This is a genomic window from Microbacterium terrisoli, from assembly GCF_030866805.1.
Lineage (GTDB): Bacteria > Actinomycetota > Actinomycetes > Actinomycetales > Microbacteriaceae > Microbacterium > Microbacterium terrisoli.
The window spans coordinates 157562-181387 of the sequence record NZ_CP133019.1 but is presented as its reverse complement, the minus strand read 5'-3'; the positions used below and the strand labels follow the sequence as shown (position 1 = coordinate 181387).

Annotated in this window: 21 protein-coding genes; 6 read left to right on the top strand and 15 right to left on the bottom strand. The window is 69.0% G+C overall.

What is annotated here, in order from left to right:
• Positions 1-75 precede the first annotated feature (75 nt).
• The 4 genes from QU603_RS00845 (at position 76) to QU603_RS00830 (ending at position 3605) form a co-directional block, all read left to right on the top strand.
• Positions 76-378, top strand: coding sequence for a GNAT family N-acetyltransferase (locus QU603_RS00845; RefSeq protein ID WP_308492612.1), 303 nt, complete (start codon positions 76-78; stop codon positions 376-378).
• 91 nt (positions 379-469) lie between these two features.
• Positions 470-1015, top strand: a complete 546-nt coding sequence (locus tag QU603_RS00840; protein WP_308492611.1) for an ECF transporter S component — start codon at positions 470-472, stop codon at positions 1013-1015.
• Positions 1012-2808, top strand: a complete 1797-nt coding sequence (locus QU603_RS00835; protein WP_308492610.1) for an ABC transporter ATP-binding protein — start codon at positions 1012-1014, stop codon at positions 2806-2808. Before QU603_RS00840 ends, QU603_RS00835 begins: the two co-directional genes overlap by 4 nt.
• Positions 2805-3605 carry an energy-coupling factor transporter transmembrane component T family protein gene (locus QU603_RS00830; protein WP_308492609.1) on the top strand — a complete coding sequence of 267 codons (801 nt, stop codon included), beginning with the start codon at positions 2805-2807 and terminating at the stop codon, positions 3603-3605. The genes QU603_RS00835 and QU603_RS00830 overlap by 4 nt, the downstream gene beginning before the upstream one ends.
• A 61-nt stretch (positions 3606-3666) precedes the next feature.
• Here QU603_RS00830 and QU603_RS00825 read toward each other — a convergent pair whose 3' ends face one another.
• The 5 genes from QU603_RS00825 to QU603_RS00805 all read right to left on the bottom strand — a co-directional run bounded on the left by QU603_RS00825 (position 3667) and on the right by QU603_RS00805 (position 10561).
• Positions 3667-5895 carry an ABC transporter ATP-binding protein gene (locus tag QU603_RS00825; protein ID WP_308492608.1) on the bottom strand — a complete coding sequence of 743 codons (2229 nt, stop codon included), beginning with the start codon at positions 5893-5895 and terminating at the stop codon, positions 3667-3669.
• A gap of 12 nt (positions 5896-5907) precedes the next feature.
• A complete protein-coding gene (locus QU603_RS00820) occupies positions 5908-6876 on the bottom strand; it encodes an ABC transporter permease (protein WP_308492607.1) in 969 nt (322 codons plus the stop codon).
• 10 nt (positions 6877-6886) lie between these two features.
• Positions 6887-7831, bottom strand: coding sequence for an ABC transporter permease (locus QU603_RS00815; RefSeq protein ID WP_308492606.1), 945 nt, complete (start codon positions 7829-7831; stop codon positions 6887-6889).
• An 87-nt stretch (positions 7832-7918) separates the two neighbouring features.
• Positions 7919-9781 carry an ABC transporter substrate-binding protein gene (locus QU603_RS00810; RefSeq protein ID WP_308492604.1) on the bottom strand — a complete coding sequence of 621 codons (1863 nt, stop codon included), beginning with the start codon at positions 9779-9781 and terminating at the stop codon, positions 7919-7921.
• Between the two features lie 204 nt (positions 9782-9985).
• Positions 9986-10561 (bottom strand): TetR/AcrR family transcriptional regulator, encoded by a 576-nt coding sequence (locus QU603_RS00805; protein ID WP_308492603.1) that lies wholly within the window; start codon positions 10559-10561, stop codon positions 9986-9988.
• A gap of 101 nt (positions 10562-10662) precedes the next feature.
• Here QU603_RS00805 and QU603_RS00800 point away from each other — a divergent pair, with 101 nt between their 5' ends.
• Positions 10663-11904: an FAD-dependent monooxygenase gene (locus QU603_RS00800; protein WP_308492602.1), complete on the top strand. Its 1242-nt coding sequence runs from the start codon at positions 10663-10665 to the stop codon at positions 11902-11904.
• Between the two features lie 38 nt (positions 11905-11942).
• On the opposite strand, the gene QU603_RS00795 is transcribed toward QU603_RS00800, so the two are convergent.
• The 8 genes from QU603_RS00795 to QU603_RS00760 form a co-directional block, all read right to left on the bottom strand.
• A complete protein-coding gene (locus tag QU603_RS00795; RefSeq protein WP_308492601.1) occupies positions 11943-12338 on the bottom strand; it encodes a PIN domain-containing protein in 396 nt (131 codons plus the stop codon).
• Positions 12323-12580, bottom strand: a complete 258-nt coding sequence (locus tag QU603_RS00790; protein WP_308492600.1) for a type II toxin-antitoxin system Phd/YefM family antitoxin — start codon at positions 12578-12580, stop codon at positions 12323-12325. Before QU603_RS00790 ends, QU603_RS00795 begins: the two co-directional genes overlap by 16 nt.
• Before the next feature lie 97 nt (positions 12581-12677).
• Positions 12678-13841 (bottom strand): acyl-CoA dehydrogenase family protein, encoded by a 1164-nt coding sequence (locus tag QU603_RS00785; RefSeq protein ID WP_308492599.1) that lies wholly within the window; start codon positions 13839-13841, stop codon positions 12678-12680.
• A 185-nt stretch (positions 13842-14026) separates the two neighbouring features.
• Positions 14027-14458 carry an arsenate reductase ArsC gene (locus QU603_RS00780; protein ID WP_308492598.1) on the bottom strand — a complete coding sequence of 144 codons (432 nt, stop codon included), beginning with the start codon at positions 14456-14458 and terminating at the stop codon, positions 14027-14029.
• An 80-nt stretch (positions 14459-14538) separates the two neighbouring features.
• Positions 14539-15297: an amino acid ABC transporter ATP-binding protein gene (locus tag QU603_RS00775; protein WP_308492597.1), complete on the bottom strand. Its 759-nt coding sequence runs from the start codon at positions 15295-15297 to the stop codon at positions 14539-14541.
• Positions 15294-16088 (bottom strand): amino acid ABC transporter permease, encoded by a 795-nt coding sequence (locus QU603_RS00770; protein ID WP_308492596.1) that lies wholly within the window; start codon positions 16086-16088, stop codon positions 15294-15296. The genes QU603_RS00775 and QU603_RS00770 overlap by 4 nt, the downstream gene beginning before the upstream one ends.
• A 62-nt stretch (positions 16089-16150) precedes the next feature.
• Positions 16151-16978 carry an ABC transporter substrate-binding protein gene (locus tag QU603_RS00765; RefSeq protein WP_308492595.1) on the bottom strand — a complete coding sequence of 276 codons (828 nt, stop codon included), beginning with the start codon at positions 16976-16978 and terminating at the stop codon, positions 16151-16153.
• Positions 16979-17116: 138 nt separating this feature from the next.
• Positions 17117-18463: a M15 family metallopeptidase gene (locus tag QU603_RS00760; RefSeq protein ID WP_308492594.1), complete on the bottom strand. Its 1347-nt coding sequence runs from the start codon at positions 18461-18463 to the stop codon at positions 17117-17119.
• 121 nt (positions 18464-18584) lie between these two features.
• Between QU603_RS00760 and QU603_RS00755 the strand changes: the two genes are divergently transcribed.
• Entirely contained in the window at positions 18585-19673 is a 1089-nt protein-coding gene (locus QU603_RS00755; RefSeq protein WP_308492593.1) for an Rv2578c family radical SAM protein, read from the top strand.
• A 19-nt stretch (positions 19674-19692) separates the two neighbouring features.
• On the opposite strand, the gene QU603_RS00750 is transcribed toward QU603_RS00755, so the two are convergent.
• Positions 19693-21519, bottom strand: a complete 1827-nt coding sequence (locus tag QU603_RS00750; RefSeq protein WP_308492592.1) for a glycosyl hydrolase family 18 protein — start codon at positions 21517-21519, stop codon at positions 19693-19695.
• Positions 21520-21702: 183 nt separating this feature from the next.
• Complete coding sequence (locus QU603_RS00745; protein ID WP_308492591.1) at positions 21703-23739, bottom strand: DEAD/DEAH box helicase; 2037 nt, start codon at positions 23737-23739, stop codon at positions 21703-21705.
• Positions 23740-23826 lie beyond the last annotated feature (87 nt).

The following is a 23826-nucleotide window of genomic DNA, read 5'->3' as shown; positions in this document are numbered from 1 at the left end:
ATTCGGCGACCCGTTCACCCGTGCGGAACACCGCCGACCACGCCTACGTTAGAAGCAGCGAGGAGAGGAACCCCCATGGCCGAGCTGACCATCGCCCGCGAGGACGACAATCGCCGCTACGCACTGTTCGTGGACGGTGAGATCGCCGGGTTCACCGAGATCCACCGCGACGACAACGGACGGCTGGTCATGCCGCATACCGTGATCATTCCGTCATTCCGCGGGCAGGGGCTGGCGTCGAAGCTGGTCGAGGGTGCACTGCAGGATGTCGCGGCCCGCGGTGAGACCGTCGTGCCGCTGTGCCCGGTGGTGGTCAAGTTCCTGCACGAGCACGACGTCGACGGCCTGACGGTGGACTGGCCCCGCAAAGCCAAGTAGGCCGGCGCCCTGGGCGTGTCGTCGGCCGCGTGCAGCGCGTCGCCGATCGCAGGGTGAGGGTGCCCTCACCCCCTCTCGGTAGAATCGACGGATGTCCGCACGAAGCACCACTGTCTCGACGCGCGTGCTGCTGGTGTGCGCGGCGATCGGCGTGGCTGCGGGCCTGGTGGGCGGTATCGCGGGGTGGGTCACCCCGGTCGTCCTCGCCAGCGCACCGATCGTGTACGGCTTCGTGCTGGGCGCGCACGTGATCCCGGGAATCATCGCGCAAGAGACCCTGCGCCTGCCGTGGGTGGCCCTGCTCTCGCACGTGCTGGCCGCGCTGGTGGGCAGCGCCATGGCCCCGCAGTGGGCGGGACGGTTCCTGGGCACCGCGCTGCTGTTCGGCGGCATCCAAGAGGGAGTCGCCGCGCTCACGCGATACAAGGTGTGGCGCGCGTGGCGGTTCTTCATCTCGGCGGTGATCATCGGCGTCGTCGTCGCGGTGGTCGTGGCGCTGGTCGTGAATCTGGCGAGCATGCCGATCTGGGCGCAGGTGGCGTATCTGATCCTCGCGGTGCTCGGCCCGGTCGCCTGGACCGCGATCGCGCTCGCGATCGGCGCGCAGCTGCGGCACGCCGGCATCGGCAGGCGATGAGCACACCGCTGCTGCGGGTCGCCGAGGTCGCGATCCGGCACGAGGGCGAGGATGCCGCAGCCCCCGCCGGCACGACGTTCGAGGTGCGCCGTGGCGAGGTCGTGCTGCTGCTCGGCCCGAGCGGATGCGGCAAGTCCACGCTCACTCTCGCCCTGAACGGCCTGATCCCCCACGATGTGCCGGCGACGGTCGAGGGCGCGGTGACCGTGGCTGGGATGGATGCCGCGACCACCCCGGTGTCGGTGCTCTCGACGCGCGTGGGCATGGTGTTCCAGGACCCCGATGCCCAGCTGGTGACCGGCACGGTGCTCGACGAAGTCGCGTTCGGCCCCGAGAATCTGCGGCTGCCCGTCGGCGAGGTGCTCGCCCGCTCAGAGGCCGCACTGCGCCGCGTCGGCCTGTGGGATCGTCGGCACGACAACCCCGACGCTCTCTCCGGCGGGGGGCGCCAGCGCCTGGCGATCGCGGCCGCCCTGGCCCTGGGCTCTGACCTGCTCGTGCTCGACGAGCCGACCGCCAACCTCGATCCGCGGGGCATCCAGGAGGTCTGCACCGCGCTGGCCGAGGTCGTCCGCGGCAGCGACCGCGCGGTGCTGCTGGTCGAGCACAACCTCGATCATGCGGTCGATCTGGTCGACCGCGTCGTGGTGCTGGATGCCGCAGGCCGCACGATCGCGGACGGCACGACCGACGACATCCTGCGCGAGCGTGCGTCCGAACTGCACGAGCTGGGTGTGTGGCTGCCGACCTCGACCCTGGCCGCGCTGCGGCTGCGCCGCGCCGGTTACTGCCTCGACCCGCTGCCGCTGACGCCCGCCGAGCTGCGCACCGCCCTGGAGTCCGCGCCCGCGGCATCCCCCGCCACGCGCGCCGCCGACGCCCCGCCCGGCGCCGCCGCCACCGCCGCCACGAGGACAATCCTCCCAGACGAGGACTTCACCGCCGCGAAGGCCCTCCCCTCGGCGGATACCCCTCCGCTCGGCGACGCCGCCCTCGTCGCCCGCAACCTCACGCTGCGCCGCGGTCGCACGACGGTGCTGCGGGGCGTCGACCTCGACATCCGCCCGGGCGAGTTCGTCGCGATCGTCGGAGCCAACGGGGCCGGCAAGACCACGCTGCTGCACGCCCTTGCCGGCGTCGTGCGTCCTCCGCGCGGCACCGTATCCGTCAGCGGCGACGATGTCTCGCGCCTGCGATCGCGCGAGCTCGCTCGGCGCATCGGGTTCGTGTTCCAGAACCCCGAGCACCAGTTCGTCGCACACACGGTGCGGGACGAGCTTGCCCACGGGCTGCGACACCTGTCCCCCGACGAGGCCGAGGCGCGCATCGACGAGATGCTGCACCGCTTCGGCCTGACCGCGCGCGCCGACGTGCACCCGTTCCTGCTGTCGGGCGGCCAGAAGCGGCGCCTGTCGGTCGGCTGCGCCCTGGTGACGGGGGCACCGATCCTCGCGCTCGACGAGCCGACGTTCGGCCAGGACCGCGCCCGCGCCGACGAGCTGCTGACGCTTCTGGCCGATCTCAACGCCGAAGGCACCACGGTCATCGTCGTCACGCACGACATGCAGGTGGTCACCGAATACGCCACCCGCACGATCGTGCTCGGCGACGGCGGTGTGCTCGCCGACGCACCGACCGCCGACGTGTTCGCCACGCCCGAGCTGCTCGAACGGGCGGGCCTGCGTCTGCCCCCGCTGCGCGAGGCGCTGAGCGGCCTGCGTGCCCATCCCGAACTGGCCGACCTGACTCGGCTCGCCGACCTGCCCGCCCTGGCCGGACGGGGCAGCCCGTGACCACGGCTTCCCTCGCCGTCGACCCCTACGCCGACCGCGCTCCCGCCTCGCCGGTGCGTTTTCTGCACGGCGTGAATCCGCTGGCCAAACTGCTGGCTCCGGCGCCGGCGATGATCCTGCTCGTGTTCGTGCGGGATGCCGCGACCCCGGCATCCTTTCTCGCTCTCGCGTATGCGATCGTGCTCGTGGGCGCTCGCATGACAGCCCGCACCGCAGTCATGCTGTTCGCCGTGATCCCGACGATGGCGCTGGTGCTCGGCGCGGGGCTCACGCTGTGGTCGGACCCCACCCGGGTCGACGGCTCGACACCGCTCGCACAACTGGGCGGGTGGACCCTGTACTCCGGGGCGGTCGAGATCGGCGTGGCCACCGGCCTGCGCCTGGCGGCGATCATCGCGCTGGCCCTGATCGCGGGACTGACCACGACCGGGCCGGATCTGGCCCGTTCGCTCGTGCAGCAGCTGCGCGTGCCCTACCGCGTCGGCTACACGGCGATCGCTGCGTTCCGGTTCGTGCCGCGGTTCCGGCGCGAGCTGGAGATCATCCGGCAGGCCCACCGCGTGCGTGCCGACCACCGGTCGCTGCTCGGATTCGGCTACGTCGTCCCGCTGCTGGCCGGTGCCATCCGGCACGCCGAGCGGGTCGCCCTCGCGATGGATGCCCGCGCCTTCGGCGCCTTCCCAACCCGCACTGAACGCCACCTGGTGCCGCTGCGCGCCCGCGACGTCGTGTTCACAGCGCTCATGCTCGTCGCATCGGCTGCCCTGTTCTGGCTCTTGTTCCCCTGGGGACTGTGATCGTCGATCTGGACCCCGTCGTGCGTTCACAACCATGGACGACATCGGGCGCCGGGGTGAGTCATTCGGCCCCGTGCTGCCGGCCGAGTCGCGTCGTGTGCACGGCACCCATTCCCGCGCCGCCCGCGGCCGACCCTGCATCGTCGGTCACATCGCCACGCGCGACGGCGGCCGCATACGTCCCCTCCAGCAGCGGGAAGTGGCATGCCACCATGTGCGGCACGCGACCATCGGCACCCACAGCGGTCCCGGCATCCTGAGCCGACCCGCCGCCGACCCGCAGCACCGGCTCCACGTGTGCGCAGATGTCCTGCGCCGCCGGGCACCGGGTGCGAAACCGGCAGCCGCTGGGCGGATTCATCGCGCTGGGCAGCTCGCCGCTGACCCCGAGCTTGGCCTTGGCCCGCTCGGCGGTCGGATCGGCGACCGGGATCGCATCGATGAGCCCGCGCGTGTAGTGGTGCTGCGGGGCGGCGTAGACCTCCGCGGCCGGCCCGATCTCGACGACCTTGCCCAGGTACATGACGGCGATCACATCGGACAGATAGCGCACGACCGACAGGTCGTGACTGATGAACAGGTAGGTCAGCTCCCGCTCGCGCTGCAGCTGCTTCATGAGGTTCAGCACCTGCGCCTGGATCGACACGTCCAGCGCCGACACCGGCTCGTCGGCCACGATCAGCGCCGGCTGGAGCGCCAGCGCCCGCGCCAGCCCGATCCGCTGCCGCTGCCCGCCCGAGAACTCGTGCGGGTAGCGCTCGGCCGCGCTGCGCGGCAGTCCGACGTCTTCGAGCAGCTCGTCCACGCGCCGGTCGCGGTCGCGCGCCGTGCCCACGTGCTGGATCTCCAGCGGCTCGCGCAGGATCGCCCGCACCCGCATGCGCGGGTCCAGCGACGCGTACGCGTCTTGGAACATGAACTGCACGTTGCGCCGGTCCTCGCGCAGATCCCGACGGTGCCGGTGCGCGAGCTTCCGCCCGCGGAACAGGATGCTTCCGTCGGTGGGCAGGTCGAGCCCCACGACGAGCCGGCCGAGCGTCGTCTTGCCGCATCCCGACTCTCCGACGAGCCCGACCGTCTGTCCGCGCGCGATCTGCAGGGTCGCCCCTGCGACCGCGCTCACGGCGCCGACCCGGCGCCGCAGCAGCCCGCCGCGGGTGACCGGAAAGTCCTTGACGAGGCGATCCAGCTCGAGCAGCGGGGTGCCGTCAGCCGGGATGTACCGGGTCGGCGCGATCCATTCACGTTGATCGCTGGATGCCTCGGCCGGCGCCTGCGGCCGTGCGGCCACGATCTGCTCGGGCGTGGGCAGCGGCTCGGTGCGCGGCACGAAGCACGCGAAGCGGTGCGTGAGGTCCCCATCGCCGGCCGGCTCCAGCTCGGGCATCTCGGTGCGACACAGATCGGTGGCGAACCGGCACCGCGGCGCGAACGGGCATGCGTGCGGCGGATCGATCAGGTCGGGCGGCAGCCCGGGAATCGAGTACAGCTTCTCGCCGGTGCCGGCGGCGCGCTCAGGCAGCGCCTCGAACAGCGCCTCGGTGTAGCGGTGGCGGGGTTCGGCGAACAGCGTCTGCGTCTCGGCGACCTCGGCGACCTTGCCGGCGTACATCACGACCACGCGGTCGGCGCGCCCGGCGATCACGCCGAGGTCGTGGGTGATCAGGATGACGGCCATCCCGAGCTCGACGCGCAATCGGTCGATGAGCTCGAGGATCTGCTTCTGCACCGTCACGTCCAACGCCGTCGTCGGCTCGTCGGCGATCAGCAGCTTGGGATGGCAGATCAGGGCCATCGCGATCATGACGCGCTGGCGCTGCCCGCCCGACAGCTGATGAGGGTAGCTGTTCAGCCGCTGCTCGGGATGCGGAATCCCCACGAGCCCGAGCATCTCCAGCACGGACTCACGGGCCTGTGCACGCGACATGCCGCGGTGCAGCACCAGGGGCTCGGCCACCTGTTCGCCGATCGTCTGCACGGGATTCAGGCTGGTCATGGGGTCTTGGAAGATCATGCCGATCTCGCCGCCGCGGATCGCCCGCATCTGCCGATCGGGAAGAGCGACCAGGTCCCGTCCGTCGAAGCGCACCTGTCCCCCGGTGATGTGTCCGCCCGGCGGCAGCAGCCGCTCGATCGACATGGCCGTCATGGTCTTGCCGCAGCCGGATTCGCCGACCAGACCCACCGTCTCACCGGCATCCACGGTGAAGTCCACGCCCGACAGCGCGTGCACGACCGTCTTGCTCAGCCGAATCTCGGTCGTGAGTCCCGCGACCTCCAGAAGTGCCATTCTCTGCCCCCGTCAGCGCCGCTGCAGCCGTACTTCGACCGAGTCGCGCAGGCCGTCCCCGACGAGGTTGACGGCGACCACGACGAGGATGATCGCGAACCCTGCCGGATAGATCAGCCACCAGTAGTTCAAGAACACGTATTGGGTGCCATTGCTCAGCATCGCGCCCCAGTCGGTGGCCGGGGGCGAGATGCCCAGGCCGAGGTATCCGAGATAGGCCACCAGCAGGATCGCATCGGCAACCTGGAACGTGGCGTTCACGATCACCGTGCCGACCACGTTCGGCATGATGTGCCGGCTGACCGACCGCCATGACGACCCGCCCATGACCCGCACCGCCTGCACGTACTCGCGCACGCGCAGGGTCAGCGATTCCCCGCGCACCAGTCGGGCTGGGACCAGCCAGGCCGTCAGCCCGATCACGAAGATCATCACCGGCAGCGAGGGACGCACGATCGTCACCAGGAACAGCAGCAGGAACAGGATCGGGATGGCCAGGATCGCGTCGACGACGCGCATCATGACCCCGTCGACCCAGCCTCCGAAGAATCCCGCGATCGCGCCCCACACGGTGCCGACGATCGTTGCGATGGCCGCGGCGGCCAGTCCCACGATGAGCGAGGTCTGACCGCCCACCATGAGGCGCCCGAGCACGTCGTATCCGGACCCGTCGGTGCCGAGGGGATGCCCGGGCCCGGGCGGCAGGTTCGCGTTCGTGAGCACGACCGTGACCTGGTCGGTGCGGTAGAGGAACGGGCCGACGAAGCAGAACAGGATCGCCAGGGCCACCACGATCAGGCCCACGATCGCGAGGCGGTTCTGGATGAAGACCTCGAAGCCGAGGCGGAACAGGCTCTTCGGCCTGCCCTCGAGCTTCCCCGGCACGGGCAGCGCCCCGGCCTCGTCGGCGATCGGCGCGGCCGCGGCATCCATCCCGCCGGCCGGCCCTGCCGGCGGCGGCCCACCCAGCTGTGTGGTCACAGCATCCTCCTCACAGCGTCACCCGCGGGTCGATCGCAGCCAGGCCCACGTCGGCCAGCAGATTGCCGATCACGGTGGCGAAGGCCGTCACGATGACGACACCGAGCTCGACCGGGTAGTCGGACTGCTGCGCCGCCTGCCAGAACAGCAGCCCCATCCCGGGGAAGTTGAAGATCGACTCGGTGATCAGCGCGCCGGCGAACAGGGCCGGCAGCGACAGGCCGAGCAGCGTGATGATCGGGATCAGCGCATTGCGCAGCACGTGGCGCCACAGCACCCGAGTGGGAGATGCGCCCTTGGCCCGAGCGGTGCGCACGTAGTCCTGGCTGATGTTGTCGAGCACCGACGAGCGCATGTAGCGCGAGAAGCCTGCGATCGACAGCAGCGCCAGGGTCACGATGGGCAGGATCATCGCCGGGAACTGCTGGAAGATCGGGACGATCCCGTTGGACTGAGGCGCTTCGGGTGGGAACCAGCCCAGCCACGACGAGAAGATCTCTATCAGGATCAGCCCCAGGAAGAACGTGGGCGCCGCGTAGAAGATGAACGAGAGTCCGGTGGCCACGTAGTCGAACGGCCGGTTGCGCCGCACCGCCTGGTAGATGCCGACCGGGATCGCCACGATCACCGTCAGCACCAGCGACAGCACGGCGAGGATGATGGTCTTGGGCAGACGCTCGGCCAACAGCGACCCGACCGACTGGTTGAGCACGTAGGAGAAGCCGAAGTCGCCGGTGAACCAGCCGACCACGCTCGTGACGTACTGCACGATCAGCGGCTTGTCCAAGCCGTTCTCCGTGTTGAACTGCGTGATCTGCAGGGGCGTCGCGCGCGGTCCCAGGATCGCGCGCGCCGGTCCCCCCGGCAGCGAATGCAGCAGGATGAAGACGATCACGGTGACCACGATGACGACGAGCACGGACTGCAGAAGACGACGGATGATGTATCCCACCATCGGTCTCGCCTCCTACCGGCCCGTGTTCGTCGCTGTCGTGTCTGTGCTGCCTTCGTGCGGATCCCTGGACCCACCGACCCGTGCGGATCAGTAGTGCCAGTTCTCCGGCTTGATCGAACCGTAGGGATTGTTGTAGGTGTAGCCCTTCAGACCGTTCGCGACCTCCGTCAGCGAGTAGGTGTAGTTGGGCTGGTAGATCACCGGCACGTTCTTCGCCATGAAGTCCTCATACGCCTGCATGACGGCCGTGCCGCTCTGCAGGTTGGTGGCGGTGATCAGGCTGTCGAGCTTCGCGTTGGAGTAGCTGCCCGAGTTCGATCCGGCACCCGTGGCGAACAGCAGTTCACCGGTCGGGTAGTAGTCGGGTGCGTACACCCAGCCGCCGCCCCAGTTGCCCATCTCCCACGTGCACGTGGAGCCCTTGCAGGGCACCGCTGTGGAGGTCACCGAGTTGAACGGTTCGGACTTCAGGTTCAGCGTGATGCCGACCTGCGCGGCGTTCGACTTGAACGACGCCATCGCCGTATCGATCGTCGCACTGCCGCTCGCGTACGGCAGCTCGAACGTCAGGGCCTGTCCGGCCGTGATGCCCGCCCCGCAGTCGCCGGCCGCCGTACCGGGCTTGACGCAGGTGGTGGTGCCCTTCGGCACGACCTTCCAGCCGTTGTCGCTCAGGTACTTCGTCGCGTTGGCGATGCTGAACGGATAGGGGTTGCTCTTCTCGGTCTGCGACACCAGCGGGCTGTCGGGGAACAGCGGCACGGGGCCGGTGGTCTCCACGCCGTAGTTCTTCGCGGTGGAGGAGATGATGCCCTTCTGATCGACGACCGACTGCAGGGCCTGACGGAAGTACAGCTGCTTGAAGATCGGCCCCACGGTGGGGTTGTTGTAGTTGATCGGGAAGTAGTTGAACCCGTACAGGAACCACGGCAGCAGTGTGTAGTTCGCGCTCAGCGGGTTGGGGCCCGCCTGGTTCGGCGGGGTCGTCGCAGGCTTGGCCTTGGCGATGTCCTGCGTGGGGATGTAGCCCACGTCGAGGGTCGAGCCGCCGCGCACCACATTGAACTCAGCCGAGTCCGTCGTGAACGGAACCATCTTGAACTGCTTGACCTGCGCCTTCTGTGGGCCTGAGTACGCCGTGTTCGGAACGAACGTGACGTGACCGTCGGAGCTGAAGCTCGACAGCTTCCACGGCCCGTCCACCACCGACCAGATCTTGCTCGTCGCATAGGTCGGAAGGTCCTTGGCCTGCGCGTTCAGGTAGGTGTAGACGGCCTTGCAGCCGCTGATGTTCGTCGCGCAGTCGCCCTTGGCCGTCGCGCTGGTCATGTCCCATGCCATCGGCATCGGGGTGATCTGGCTGAGCTGGTTCATCAGGAACCACTGCTGGCTGTACGACTTGTCGGTGGTCAAGACCACTGTGTTCGCGTTGGGAGCCGTCGCCGAGACGATGTTGTCGGGGAACTGCCCGGGCGCATAACCCGCGTAGTTGGCCTTCTCAGCCTTGTCCATGTTGATCCAGAAGATCACGTCCTGCGCGGTGACCGATTCGCCGTTGGACCACTTGTAGGGGTTCAGCGCGATCGTGACGGTCTTGCCGCCGTTCGAGTACACCGGGGCCTTGGCCAGGCTCAGCGAGTAGTCGACGCCGGTCTTGCCGTTGTCGCCGTACCAGTACAGAGTGCGATACATCATCAGCTGCATCTCGGAGTTCGTGACGCTGAAGTCCGCGATCGGCGAGAACGGCCAGATCCAGTTCGGCACCGTCGCAGGCGGCAATGCCCACGAGATCGTGTCGGCTGACTTGCCCGGCGCATTCGCGTTGGCGTTGGCCGTGCTGGTCCCTCCTGGGCTGCCCGATGAACAGCCGACCAGAACCATGGCCGCGGCGGCCACAAGAGCCCCCGGTATCAGGAGCCGGCGCAGCGCGCCCTTGGGATGAAGTTTCATGCTGAGCCTCCCGGCTTGAGCTCGCGCAGGCACTCCATGGGTTGTGGGCGCCATTGCACGGGACTTCTTCCCCTCAGTTAGCGCTCCGATCCTGAAGAGAGTGCTGTGGTCGACCTGCGCGTTTCTTCAGCACGAGGCAAGAACAAGTCGTGTGCCGGCCTGGGACACCCGCCTGAGCCACGCGGCAAGCGCGCGGGATCGACGTCAGTCGGCGGACGTCTCGGCGATCACGGCGACAGCACGGGCCAGCTCGTCGCCGGTCGGGAGCGCGTCAGGGTTCAGCAGCCACATCAGCCCCAGGCTCTGCACGAGCGCGTAGTCGAGCTTGGCCACCGCTTCGACGTCGGCGTCGGCGAGATCGGGCCGGGCATCGCGCAACTGCTGGGCGACGCCGTCGTATCCGTGGGCGGTCGCCGCAGCCAGGTCACGGCCGGCGCCGTCGTCGCGCACGGCGCGCACCGCGTTGTCGAGGCTGGCCACCAGCGCCTCACGGTTCGCGGCGAACACGGCGGGCATGCGGTTCCAGAGGGCGGCGAATCCCTCGATCAGAGGCTGCGCTGCGTGCTCGGCGACGATCTCGTCCATCGCATCGCCGATCCCCGAGCCCAGCGACTGCAGCAGCGCTTCGGAGATCAACTGCTCTTTCGAGCCGAAATGGTAGCCGATCGCGGCCAGACTCACGCCGGCCTCGGTCGCGATCTCGCGGGCCGTCGCCTTGGCCACGCCCTGCTCGAGGATCACGCGGCGCGCGCCGGCGAGCAAGTCTTCACGGTTTCCCATACCGGCATCTTAATCAAGGATTAGACGCCCGTATTAGACAAACGTCTGAGATCTCTGTTAGACATATGTATGAGACAAATGTCTAACAGATTGGAGCATCCATGTCCCCCCTCGACACCACTGCCCACGTCCTCGTTTCGGGCGGCGGGATCGCCGGCCTCGCACTCGCATTGCAGCTCGTGCGACACCGCGTGCCGGTCACCGTCGTCGAGCGCGCCACCGCACCGCGCCCCGGCGGTCAGGCGGTCGACCTGCGCGGTGCGAGCCGCGAGGTCGCCGAACGCATGGGCCTCATGCCCGGCATCGAACCGCGCCGGCTGCACGAAGAAGGGCTGGCCTATGTCGACGGGCGCGGCCGCGTGTTCGGCCGCATGGCGATGGAGTCATTCGACGGCAAAGGCGCCGTCGCCGAGATCGAGATCGCCCGCGGCGACCTGGCCGACGTGCTGCTGACCGCGCTGAGCCGCGCGGCCGATACCACGCCGGGCCTGCTCGATCTGCGCTTCGGAGACCGCATCACGTCGCTCACACAGGATGCCGACGGCGTCGACGTCGAGTTCGAGACCACGGACGCCGCGCGCTACGACATCGTCGTGGGCGCCGACGGCGTGCACTCGGCCACACGCCGCCTGGCGTTCGGCCCTGAAGAGCGGTTCACCACGCTGTTGGGCGGCTACGCCGCGTTCTTCACGATGCCCACGCCCGCAGACATCGACCCGGGCTGGTTCGCGATGCGCTTCGTCCCGGGCGCGACATTCGGCATCCGCCCCGACCTGGAGCCTGCCACAGCAAAGGCCATGCTCACGCTGCGCGTCGAGGGCGACCCGCTGCTGCGTGGCGACCGCGCACGGCAAGAGGACCTGATCCGCCGCATGCTCGACAGCGCCGGCTGGCGCGCCCCCGAGATCCTCGACGCGATGGGCACGGCGACCGACTTCTACTTCGACGAGCTCGTCCGCGTCGACATGCCCAGCCCTGTCAGCGGCCGGGTCGCCCTGCTCGGTGACGCCGCCTCGTGCGGTTCGCCGATGACCGGGATGGGCACGGCGACCGCCCTCATCGGCGCCTACCTGCTCGGCGAGCGCATCGCGGCCGGCGCACTCGACCTGCCCGAAGCGCTGACGCAGTATGCCGACGACATCGCGCCGTTCGTCGAGCGGGGAAAGAAGATCCCCGGCGGCGGCATCAAGCGCATGGTGCCCGCCACTCGCATCGAGGCGGCGATGTCGCGCGCCATGACCGGCGTGATGCTCTCACGCGCTGCGCGACCGCTCGTGCGCCGCATGTTCACTCAGGGCGACGACGACTTCGCGCTGCCCGACGTAGCGGTCCCCGTCGCCTGATTCAGGATGCCGCGGCCCGGGCCGGGCGCGCGGCCTCGTCACATCACGGCGAGCACGCCGGGCAGATCGCCGAACCGCGCGGACGCATCGCGGCTGACGATAGTACGGCCCGTCTCGGCCGCATGTGCGGCGATGATGAGGTCGTGGGCACCGCGAGACGTTCCGCGGCGCCGCACGTCGGCGAGCAGCCGAGCATGGTGAGCGGCGGTCGTCTCGGTGTAGTCGAGCACATCGACCTCAGCCAAGACGACCGCCAGCAGCCGAGCCCGATCGGCGGCGCGCTCGGGGGTGGCTGCGAGTTCGATCCCGACACGGAATTCGGCGACGGTGATCGCCGCCACGGCGAGCTCATCGTCATCGAACTGCGCGCGGTCGATGTCGCCGCGCTCGTAGCCGATGAGCAGATTCGTGTCGAGGATCAGGCGTCGCGCCACGGGTCCACCGATTCATCCCGAACAAGTCGCAGCGCGTCGGCGATGTCGTGGGCGAAGTCTTCGTCGACCGGAGGCATTCCCTCCAGCGCGAGCCGCAGATCTCGCCCCGTCCGGCGCCGCGCCGGCCGAATCTCGGCGATCACGCGATTGCCACGCGTGATCGTCAGCCCCTCGCCCGCCTCGACCGCGTCGAGAAGGTCCGAGAATCGCCGCGACGCTTCGGTTGCCGTGATGCTACGCATGTCACCGAGTATATCTGATTATCTGATCATGACTCACGCAGACGAAGGATGCCGCGGCCCGCCGCATCGCCCAGGCTGCGGCATCCCGTGCCACGGGCTACTTGCGACCGGTCACCTGACGGGCCACGATCTCGCGCATGACCTCGTTGGTGCCACCGTAGATGCGGTGCACGCGGGCGTCGGTCCAGGCGCGGGCGATCGGATACTCGAGCATGTAGCCGTAGCCGCCGTGCAGCTGCACGCCCAGATCGAGCATCTCCCACTCGCGCTCCGTCGCCCAGAACTTGACCTTCGCGGCCTCTTCGGGCGTGAGCTTCTTGTCTTTGTACAGCAGCATCGCGCGGTCGACGTATGCCCACAGCACGTCCACCGTGGTGGCCATGTCGGCCAGTGCGAAGCGCGTGTTCTGGAAGTCGGCGACCGGCTGCCCGAACGCCTCACGGCTCTGCGTGTACTCCAGGGTCCACCGCAGGGCCGCCTCCGCGGCGGCCGCGGCGGCCACACCGATCGACAGGCGCTCCAACGGCAGGTTCATCATCAGCTGGATGAAGCCCTTGCCCTCGGCCCCGCCGATGAGGTTCTCGTCCGGCACGAACACGTCGGTGAAGCTGAGCTCGGCGGTGTCCCACCCGTGGAAGCCGACCTTGTTGAGCTTCTTGCCGTGGTCGAAGCCCTCCATGCCGTCCTCGATGATCACGAGGCTGAACGCGTCGGGGCGGTTGCCCTCGCCGGTCTTGACGAAGGTGACGACGATGTCGGCGGTCTTGCCGCTGGAGATGAACGTCTTCGCGCCATTGACCAGGTAGCCCCCGTCGACCTTCTTGGCGGTGGTCTTGATGCCGCGCAGGTCACTGCCCGCGCCCGGCTCGGTCATCGCCAGCGCGCCGAGCACCTCACCGGTGGCCATCTTCGGCAGCCACTTCTGCTTCTGGGCGTCCGTGCCCATGTGCACGATGTACGGCACTGCCAAGTCGTCCTGGATGCCGAGGGCACCGGCCAGCGATCCATTGCCCGACATGATCGTCTCTTCGAGCACAACCGCACGGAACCGGTAGTCCTGCAGCATGCCGGCGCCGCCGAACTCCTCAGGAACAGACAACCCGATGATGCCCGCCTCGCCTGCTGCCAGCATGGTCGCGCGGTCTATCTCACCGTCCGCATCCCACTGCTCGCGCTTCTCGTTCGTGGCGTAGCGCTTGATGAATTCCTTGACCACGTCGCGGAACGCCTCGTGGTCTTCGTCGTAGAGCTCCCGATCCATGGCGGGCACCCCTCTCTTCAGCCTGATGAGCACGTGTTCGAGCGGCCTCATGCGGCGCCGCATCACGTCGAGTCTATGCGGCATCCAGTCTCATCACGCATGGCATTCAGTATCAGCGACAAGGAACGACGGATGCCGCGGCCCGAGATTGCCGGACCGCACAATCAGCACGTCACCCGGCGGTGTCACCCGGCGGCGCCGGCCGAGGGCAGCAGCTCGTCCACGAGCGATGCGACGCGGGCGCGGATCTGGTCACGGATGACGCGGACGTCCTCGAGGCCCTGCCCTGCCGGGTCGTCGAGCTGCCAGTCTTCATACCGCTTGCCGGGAAAGATCGGGCAGGCATCGCCGCAGCCCATCGTGATCACGACGTCGGCGGTGCGCACCGCGTCCACGGTGAGCAGCTTCGGGGTGCCGGTGATGTCGATGCCCTCTTCGCGCATGGCCTCGACGGCGACGGAGTTGATCCGGTCCATGGGCTCGGAGCCCGCCGAGCGCACATCGACGCGATCGGCGGCGAGGTGCTGCAGAAAACCGGCCGCCATCTGCGAGCGGCCCGCATTGTGCACGCAGACGAAGAGCACCGTGGGCTTGTCCGTGCGGGAGTCGTCGGCCATGAACAGCATCCTCCCCCATCTGCGGTCGAACACACACCGGTCGCGTTGACCACGAGGTCCGCGTCCACGACCGCGCCGCGCTACAGCACCTGAGACAGGAAGCGGCGCAGCCGATCGCTCTCAGGCGCCTCGAAGATCTGCTCGGGCATGCCGGCTTCCACCACGCGACCCCGGTCCATGAACATCACCTGCTGCGACACCGAGCGAGCGAACCCCATCTCGTGGGTGACCACGAGCATGGTCATGCCCGAGCCGGCGAGCTCGGCCATCGTCGAGAGCACGCCTTTGACCAGTTCGGGGTCGAGCGCCGAAGTCGACTCGTCGAAGAGCATGACATCGGGGTCCATCGCCAACGCTCGGGCGATGGCGACGCGCTGCTGCTGACCACCCGACAGCTGCGCGGGCCGCACGTCGGCCTTGTGCGCGAGCCCCACACGGCCGAGCTCATGCATGGCCCGCTCAGCGGCATCATCCTTCGACAAGCCTCTCAGCTTCACCAGGCCGAGAGTGATGTTGGCGCGCACGGTCTTGTGCGGAAAGAGATTGAAGTGCTGGAACACCATGCCCACGCGCTGGCGCAGCCGATCGGGATTGTCGCGCAGCACCGACCGGCCGCCGAGCAGAACATCACCGGAATCCGGCTCGACGAGCCTGTTCACGACGCGCAGCAGAGTCGACTTGCCCGATCCTGAAGGCCCGATGATGCAGGCCGCGGTGCCCGCGGGCACATCGATGTCGACTCCACGCAGCACGTGCGTGCGGCCGAAGGCGACCCGGATGTCGCGGGTGGCCACGCTCACTCCGGACGTGCGCGCGACGTCGGCGATCGCCGCACTCATGGCTGCGCCGATCCGCTGTCCACGAGCACGCTCGCGACGTCTCGATCGTCGGGCGCGTCCTCATCGTCGGGCTCGGCGACATCCGTGCCCCGGCCCTCGCGCAGACGCGTGTCGATCGCGTTGACGACGTGCGTGAGCGGGACGGTGATGGCGAGGTAGAACAAGCCGGCCAGAACGAGCGCGGACTGGTTTCCGGTGTTGGCCGCGGCATCCTGCCCGATGCGGAACAGCTCGCGCTGGCTGGCCAGCAGTCCCAGGAAGTAGATGAGCGAGGAGTCCTTGATCAGCGCGATGAACTGGTTGACCAGCGCCGGCAGCACGCGGCGCACACCCTGGGGGATGATCACCAGCCGCATGGCTGCCGATCCCGAGAACCCGAGTGCGCGAGCAGCCTCGGTCTGACCCGTCTCGATGCTCTGGATTCCCGAGCGGAAGATCTCGCCGATGTAGGCACCCGCGATCAGTCCCAGGGCGAGGATGCCGAGCGGATAGGGGTTCGGTCCCCAGATGTACATGCCGAACGGGGCGAAGCCGACGCCGATCAGCAGAATCGTGACGGCGGCGGGCAGACCGCGCAGCACGTCGGTGTACACGCGCGCGGGCCAGCGCAGGAATCGATGCCGAGACAGCCCCGCCACCGCCAGCAGCATCCCCAGGACGGTGCCGAGAATCCCCGACGCCACCGCAAGGATCAGCGTGTTCGGCAACCCGACGGTCAGCAGGTCGGGCAGTGCCGCGAGCATCGCGGCGGGGTCGAAGAACGTCGACCAGAGCGCATTCAGTGCGTCCACGCCTGCCTCACTTCCGCGTCCACGGCTCGATCAGCACAGCGATCGAGCCGACCGGACCCGCTTCAGCTCGCCTTTCCGCTGCCGGGGTGGAACCCCGCAGGGATCTCACGACCCGGGTAGTACCGGTCTTCGAGCTTCTGCCACGTGCCGTCGGCGATGACCTCGTCCAGCGCCTTGTTCAGCGCCTCACGGAGCTTGTCGTTGCCGGGGGCCACGGCATACGCCATGCCGTTCTCGCTCAGCTCCTTCGCCACGGCGACGATCTTGCCGTTCGACTCGGACGCCGTCTTCTCGCCGATCTCGGCGGGAGACACCCACGCGTCGGCGGTGCCGGTGCGCAACTGGTTGAGGGCGGCGTTGTAATCGGGAACCCGCACCGGGTTCAACCCGTTGTGCGTCGCGTAGTCGTCTTGCACGGTGCCCTGCACGACAGCGACGCGCTTGCCCTTGAGCTGATCGAACGACGTGATCGACGACCCTGCGGGCACCTCGAGGCCGAGATAGCCGAAGTCGTACTTGTCGGTGAAGTCGACCGTCTTCTTGCGGGCGTCGGTGATGGTGATCGACGACGAGCCCACGTCGAACTTCTTCGTCTTGACCTGAGCGAGCAGCGAGCTGAACTCGGTGCCGACGAATTGCACCTTCAGATCGAGCTTGGCCGCGACGGCGGTGAGCAGGTCGTTGTCGAAGCCGGTGAACTTGCCGTCCTTCAGATAGACGTTCGGCGGTGCGTCACTGAGGGTGCCGGCACGCAGCACGCCCGGCTGCACGAGCCCGTACGGGTTGTCCTTCGCGGTGGTGTCGGCATTCGCCCCGCCGCTGCACGCTGTCATGGACAGTGCCACGGCGGCGACGGAGATCGTGGCAAGCAAGCGGGCGCGCAGGGTCATGTGTTCGGTCCTTCACAGTGGGGAAAGTCACCGACGAGCGGTGTACCCGTTCAACTTAAGCGACACATCGGCCCACGACGGCCCGCGCCGAAACACTGCGACACGCGCCGCCGTCTCAACAGCTCAGGCAGTGCCGCCTCAATAGCCGGGTGCGGCGGGCAGTCCCATGAACTGCTCGAGCGAGTGGAACCCTCCGTCGTGATACGCCTCGGCGAGGTCTACGCCGATGTAACGCAGATGCCACGGCTCGGGCAGATATCCGGTCTCGGGCGTCTGGCCCTGCTCGTAGCGGACGATCCAGCCGTACTGCCACGCGTGCGCGACGATCCAGCGGCCCTGCGCGGTGGCCGCCAGCTGATCGAGCGTGCCGCAGTGGGGATCGCACGCGACGACGTCCGTGGCAAGGCCCGTCTGATGCTCGCTGAAGCCGGGCCGGGCGCTGACAAGGTCGGCGTCCTTCGTCCCCCGCACCTCCACCTGACGGTAGTAGTTGCCGTGCTGCGTCTTGTACGAGCGATACCCGCTGTTCATCGCGATCTGCCCCGCCCCGGCCGTGCGCGCGGCGGCGACCATCCGCGTCAGTGCGGCTGCCGCATCCGTCCGCAGGCCTGCTCCATCCAGGCTGCGCACACCGTCGGGCACCGCGCGCGGTGTGGGTGCGTACTGCAGGGGCTGCAGCGGACGCTGCTTGTCGACCACGATCCACAGCCGGGTGGGGTCGTCCATGGGCACACAGGGCGCCTGCCCGCCCACCACCGCCTGGCGGAAGTCGGCACCACCGCCCGCTGCCGCGATCGCCGCAGCGTCGTCGTGGGCGGTCAGCGCCGCGGTGAATGCGGGCTTGTCGCACAGATCGACCGCCGCCGTCACCGGTGCCGGGGGAGGTGTGGGGATCTGCGTCGGAACGTCGGCGGTGGATGTCGAGGACGTGCGCGAAGACGCGTCATCCGGCGCATTCGCGCCCAGCGTGGACGCTGTGATGTCGGCCGACCCGGTCGCGTGCTGGTCGGTGTGCTGGTCCGAGGCGGGATTGAGCACCGCGAGTGCGCCGCTGGTGGTCGCCACCGCCAGCACGAGCGACGCGGCCACCAGCGCGAGGCGCGCGAGCGGCTTGGCCTTGCGGGCGTGGCGCGGCGCCGATTCGTCGCTCAACAGCGGAACGAGCGGTGCGGGCGGCAGCGGCGGGGGCGGGGCCTTGAAGATCGGCGGATGCGGCGCGGCGGCATCGGCGGGCCGGTGCACGTCGGCAGGCCGCGCCATGTCGGCGGTCAGCGTCGGCAGTGGGACGGTCGTCGCGGGGACGCGCTCGCCGGTTCCGCCGACATCGGGGGCGATGGTCGCGGCGGCGCTGTCGGTTCCGGTGCCGGCAGCGGTGATGGCCGCAGCGGTCGCGGAGACGCCGTGCTCACCCTCGCGCGCCTCACGCAGCGCGCGGCGGGTCAGCGGTGCGCGCGCGGCAGAAGCGTGCGGGTCGGGAACCGTCACCTGGCCCATTCTGCCTCGTCGGGCGCCTTCGCGCGCCCCCAGATTCGCGAGCGTGGATCGAACCCGAAGGAGTTTCGATCGAAGACTTGCTTCTTGATCGAATCTGTGTTCCCCTGGGGGGATGCGGTGGCAAGGACAAGAACTCGGAAGTGAGGATGCCGCAGCCCTGCCGGGTCTCGAACGCATCCACGGCCTCGTCCGCTCGGTGACGACCCCCGAATTCGCCGGCATCACGTTCCACGAGGTGATGGCAAAGAGTGCGCTGAACCATGTTCCGGGCGCCTCGGCGATGCCGTTCGACTGGACCGTCAACCCCTACCGGGGCTGCTCCCACGCCTGCGTCTACTGCTTCGCACGGGCCACGCACGAATACCTCGACCTCGATTCCGGGCACGACTTCGACTCGCAGGTCGTCGTCAAGGTCAACGTCGCCGACGTGCTGCGCCGCGAGCTGGCACGCCCGAACTGGCAGCACGACCCGGTCATGCTGGGCACGAACACCGACCCGTATCAGCGCGCCGAGGGCAGATACCGGCTCCTGCCCGGCATCATCGACGCGCTCACCGACTCGCGCACACCGTTCTCGATCCTCACGAAGGGCACGCTGCTGCGCCGCGACCTGCCGCAGCTGGTGGATGCGGCGTCGCACGTGCACGTCTCGCTCGCGATGTCGATCGCCATGTACGACGAGAGTCTGCAGCAATCCGTCGAACCCGGAACACCGACCACGGCCGCACGCCTGGCGACGGTGCGTGCGGCAGCCGACGCCGGCTTTCGCGTCACCGTCTTCCTCATGCCGATCCTGCCGCACCTGACCGATTCAGCGCCGATGCTGCACGAAGCCCTCGACCGCATCCGCGCCGCGGGCGCGGTGCGCGTGGTGTTCGGCGCGCTGCACCTGCGCCCGGGCGCGAAGGCGTGGTTTCTGCAGTGGCTCGAGCGCGAGCATCCCGAACTGGTGCCGGCGTATCGCGGCCTGTACCCGGGCGCGTCGGTCACTGCACCCAAGGCATATCGGGCGTGGCTGACCGCGCGGATGAGGCCGCTGCTGCGCGCGCATCGCCTCAACGGACACGACGAAGACGACGCTCCGCGCCGATCGACCGCCGCGAACCCGGCCGGCCGTGTCGTGACGACCTCGCGCGGGCGCGCGGCGTCGACGTCGGGCGGGCGCACGGCCGCGGCATCCGGCACCGACCGCCTGTTCTGAGCGATCGGCCAGCGACGACTCAGCGCCAGGGGCTGTTCTTCGTCTCGCCGGGGACGTCGCCGCGGGTCCACCACTTCGCCGTGTAGGTGCGGCCCTGGTAGGTCGCCTGGTCACCGGTGTCGTACACCCGGTCGGCCATCCACGGCTGCACCGTCGTGGGGGCGACCCCGCAGGCGGTCAGCGTCTGCCACGCACCTGTGGCCGATCCGTCGGGCGGTGCGCCCTTCGCGAACCAGAGAGCCTCGTAGACACGGCCGTCGAGGTAGGCACGATCGCCCTTCGTGTACGTGGTCTGCCCGTTCCACGCGGTGGAGGCGACGGTCGGAGTGTCCTGGCACAGCAGCGCCGGATTGCCGGCGATCGGCCCGTGACCGGCGTCGCGGATGACCGTCGCAGCAGCCGACGAGAGGTTGCCGTCGACGTCGCCGCTGAGCTCCCAGAAGTCCATGCCGCCCAGACCCTGCTCGACGGCCCAGCTGGTCTTCTCAGCGACCGCGAACGGATCGTCGAACGACCAGAACTCCTTCGCCTTCGCGTCATAGCCCCACGTCGCGTTGAACGCATTCGTGTCGGTGTACTCGTGCGTGATCTTCAGATCGCGGGCCTTGAGCTGGTCCCAGGTCTGCTGGCCGATGCCGGTGGCACCCGTCCACGGCGTGTTCTGGGCGTCCTTCCACCCCTGTCCGTAGGCGGGCACACCAAGATTCAGCTGCGCAGGGTCGACACCAGCAGCGCGGTACGAGGCGACGATCGTGTCGAGGCCGAGGCCCCAGTTGTGCTGCGGATCGCCGTGGATGTTCGCCTGGTGCCCGGTCTGAGCCGACCACGCGCCCCAGAGGTCGTATCCCTGCAGATTGCCATAGTCGATGTAGCGGAACAGTTCGGGCGCGTCCCAGCCGCCCGCGGTGATCACCGTCGGACTGGCGGGCAGAAACGCCGAGATCTGATAGTCGTGGCCGTTCTGCGCGGTCAGGGCGTCGAGCTGGGTGCGCAGCTCTTTGACGAAGGCGAGGAAGTTCGCCTTGTCGTGATCGGGGTCGGTCCTGTTGCCGACCTCCTGCGCCCAGTCGGGCGCACCCGGCCACTCCCAGTCGAGGTCGAAGCCGTCGAAGACGCCCGCCGCCGCTCCTTTGCCGCCGCGGCCGTCGATCACCGGAAGGTTGCCCTTGATGTACACGTCGATGCAGCTGGAGGCCAGAGCCGCACGGCCCTTGGCGGTGGCGACCGCCGTCGAGAACGACTTCGACCACGACCACCCGCCCAGTGAGATCGCGATCTTCAGGTCGGGGTACAGCCGCTTGAGCTCACGCAGCTGGTTGAAGTTGCCGGCGAGCGCCTGCTTCTTGGCGTTCTTCTGATCGGCGACGCCCAGCACCGAGTCGGCGGCCGAGTAGACGCGCACGAAGTCGCTGCCCGCGTCGCCGGCGGCGTCGGTCTCGCCGGCGGCCGGGGCCGCGGCATCCGAGATGAAGCACCTGCCAGGCTTCACGCCGTCCAGGCCCTGCACGCCCCGGGCGCGTGCGGCATCGAGCGAGGCCTGAGAACCCGAGATGTTGCCGAACGCGTAGTTCAGATGCGTGATGTTCGCAGCGGCTCCCTTGTCGACGAACAGACGCTTCAACGTCGCGTGGGCGTCACCCGCAGCCTGCCAGCCGCCGTAGTATCCGACGGTGCGATAGCCGTTCAGGGTCGTGGTCGGGGCGCTTTCGCCGACGGATGCCGCAGCCGGCGCCGGCGTCAGTGTCGGTGTCGGTGTCGGTGCGGCGGTGGCGGGCCCCGCCAGCATGAGGCCGGTGAGGATCGCACCGGTGAGGGTCGAGATGAGTGCGGACACGCGGGGGGTCATGCCACAACCTCCTTCGATTGCGGGGCGCACCAGCCGACCTCGGGTGCCCGTCCGGCGGGTGATCTTGTCAGCCGATTATGCATAGCGTCCTTACGAACGCTTCGCCCATCCTGACAGATCCCCGCGCCCCGCACCACCCCGCACCGCACCGTCCCCGCACCGCGGCGCAAGGCCGCGACCGGGTCAGGCGACGGGGTCGACCTGGCGGCCGGTCAGCTCCTCGAGCAGGTCGTCGCCGGGGCGGACCTCCTCGAACGGCGCCTCGATCTCGGCGCGCTCGAGCATCTCGGTCATGCGCCGACGGCGCTGACGCGGGATCAGCGTCACGACCGTGCCCTGGTGACCTGCGCGGCCGGTGCGGCCGGCGCGGTGCAGATAGGTCTTGTACTCGTCGGGCGCGTCGGCCTGGATGACCAGCCCGATGTCGTCGACGTGGATGCCGCGGGCCGCGACATCCGTCGCCACCAGCACGTTCACCTTGCCGTCGGTCAAGCGCTGCAGGTTGCGGCTGCGCTTGGCCTGGTTCAGGTCGCCGTGCAGCGCGACCGCACGGACGCCGGCCTCGTCGAACTGCTCGGCGAGCATCTCGGCATAGGCACGGGTGCGCGAGAAGACCAGGGTCTTGCCCTCGCGTTCGACCAGCGACAGCAGGATCTCGGCCTTGTCACGGTGGTCGATCACGAGCACGCGGTGGTCGATCGTGCTGGACTGCTGGTCTTCACCGGCAACCTCGAACACCACCGGGTCGGTCAGGAACTCGTCGACCAAGGTGGCGACCTCGCGATCAAGCGTCGCCGAGAACATCAGCTTCTGCGCGGATGCCGGCATCTGCCGCAGGATCCGCTGCATCGGCTCGAGAAACCCGAGCTCCGACATGTGGTCGGCCTCGTCGAGGACCGTAATGCGGATGTCCGACAGGTCGAGCTTGCCCTGGTCGATGAGGTCCTCGATGCGGCCCGGGGTGCCGATCACGATGTCGACGCCCTTCTTGAGGGCTCCGACCTGGCGGGCCTGCGGCACGCCGCCGTAGATCTGCGTCGTGAACAGGCCGACGCTGCGGGCGATCGGCTGCACGGTGCGGTCGATCTGCAGCGCGAGCTCGCGGGTCGGGGCGAGGATGATCGCCTGCGGCAACCGCCCGAACTCGCGCTTCGTGCCGGCCTTGCCGCGCAGCAGCGACTCGACCAGCGGAGCGCCGAAGGCGATGGTCTTGCCCGAACCGGTGCGTCCGCGAGCCAGCACGTGCTTGCCGTCCAAGATCGGGCCGAGCGTGGCCGCCTGGATCGGGAACGGGTGCTCCGCGCCGAGGTCGGCGAGGGTGTTCACGATGTTCTGTCCCAGGCCCAGGTCGATGAAGGATGCCGTTGCCCCGGCGTCGGCCTGCACCGTCTCGGCACGCAGCCGCTCGTGGACGACGTCGATGTGCTCGTCGTGCTGGTGCTGCTCGTGCGTACGGTGCTCGTGCGTGCGCTGCTCGTGCGTGCGGTGCTCGTGCGTGCGGTGCTCATGCGTGCGGTGCTCGTCACGCGGAGCGCGGCGGTCACGGTCGACGGGGAACGAACGGTCACGGGTCGAGTGCGACGAGGTGCCGTGGAACCGTGACGCGCCATGCCCTTCGCGCGGCGAGCGGTCGGCACCGTACGACGGGCGGTCATCGCGCCGCGGACGGTCATCGCGGTGGGCGGGACGGTCGTTGCGATCGAAGGTGCGCTCACCGCGGTGTGCGGGGCGATCATCCCGTCGCGGACGGTCATCGCGATACGAGGGACGCGCGTCCCGGCGTGGGCGGTCGTCCCGATACGACGGGCGGCCGCCGCGCTCCGACCGATCATCGCGGTACGAAGGGCGGTCATCCCGACGCGGACGGTCGTCCTGGTAGGACGGGCGTTCGCCGCGGTACGACGGACGGCCGCCGCGGTACGGCGCGCGCTCCCCGCGCGATGACGCACCGTCGTCTCGACGGGCGCTGCCGCCCTCGAAACCGCGACGGTCGCCGCGAATGCCGCGCGCCGCGTCGCGCCCGGCCTTCTCCTGCGCGCTCCAGCGGCGCTTGGGCTGCGCGCCATCCTGTTCGGCCGCGCGATAGCCGCGATGTCCGGGGCTCTTGCTGCCGGCCTTGCCGAACGACGATTCGCCTGGGCGCCGCGCGGGCTTGCTGCCGTACCGGGGATCGAAGTTGCGCGACGGTCGGCCGCCTGCCGGCTTCTTGTTCTTGGGCATGGGTGTGTCCTTCTGGGTTCTCGCACGAGAACAGCGCTCGAGCGCAGCTCGAGCATCCCGGAGCACCGTCGGCCGGGGCCATTCATG